Raw genomic sequence first — 939 nt, 5'->3', positions numbered from 1 at the left:
TCCCCCATGGAGACCCAGATGTCGGTGTGGACGAAGCCCACCCCCTCCACCGCCGCGGTGTCCTCGGTGACTGTGACCCGGGCACCTGACTCAGCGGCGCGCTCATTGGCCGCATCGATGACATCCTGGGCGGGCCACAGTTCCCTCGGTGCCACGATGCGCACGTCCATCCCGAGGATCGCGCCGTTGACCAGCAGGGACCGCCCCATGTTGAAGCGGGCGTCCCCGACGTAGGCATAGGAGATCTCGGAGTCGGGGCGACCCGCCGAGTGCTCGCGCATGGTGAGGGTGTCGGCGAGCATCTGGGTGGGGTGCCAGTCGTCGGTGAGCCCGTTGAACACCGGCACCCCGGAACGCTGCGCCAGGGTGTCGACATGGGCCTGGAGGTCACCGCGGTACTCGATGCCGTCGAAGAGACGCCCCAGGACGCGGGCGGTGTCGGCGACTGACTCCTTGTGCCCCATCTGGGAGCCCGCCGGATCCAGGTAGACGGTGTGGGCGCCCTGGTCGGCGGCAGCCACCTCGAAGGAGCAGCGGGTCCTGGTGGAGGTCTTGGCGAAGAGCAGTGCAATGTTCAGCCCTCGCATGTACTGGACCTCGCGGTGCTCAGCCTTCGCGGCCTTCAGCAGTGCGGAGAGGTCCAGGAGGTCCCGCCACTCCTGTCCCGTGAAGTCGAGTTCGCGCCGCAGGTGCTGGCCGGGGTGGAACAGGGAGGAGGCATCACTGGTCATGGCGGTCACGCTAGCAGTCGACAAGCCCCGGTCGCGGTGGGTGACCACCCGGGACTCGGGGTTCCTGTGTCCCTCACCCCGAGGCTGGGCCACCCGCCTGCGGAGCCCGACCCCCGCCCTGCGCGTCGCCCTCGTCGGGGCCGGTGGAGGAGGGAAGGCCACTGTCCAGCCGGGCACGGTCAATCATCGCGTCGACCACCCGGCGCCC

At 69.5% G+C, this 939-nt stretch carries 2 protein-coding genes; one reads left to right on the top strand and one right to left on the bottom strand.

Annotation, left to right across the window (positions count from 1 at the left end):
- On the bottom strand, positions 1–731 hold a 731-nt coding region (locus tag FK530_RS24280), incomplete at its 3' end, for a Rossmann-fold NAD(P)-binding domain-containing protein (protein WP_146489414.1).
- On the opposite strand from FK530_RS24280, the gene FK530_RS26435 reads away from it, so the two are divergent.
- A partial coding sequence (locus FK530_RS26435) for a hypothetical protein (RefSeq protein ID WP_205124247.1) occupies positions 730–939 on the top strand: 210 nt, incomplete at its 3' end. The two genes, FK530_RS24280 and FK530_RS26435, sit on opposite strands and share 2 nt — an antisense overlap.

Source organism: Tsukamurella conjunctivitidis (assembly GCF_007858475.1).
GTDB lineage: Bacteria > Actinomycetota > Actinomycetes > Mycobacteriales > Mycobacteriaceae > Tsukamurella > Tsukamurella conjunctivitidis.
This window is presented reverse-complemented; position numbering and strand designations above follow the sequence as displayed.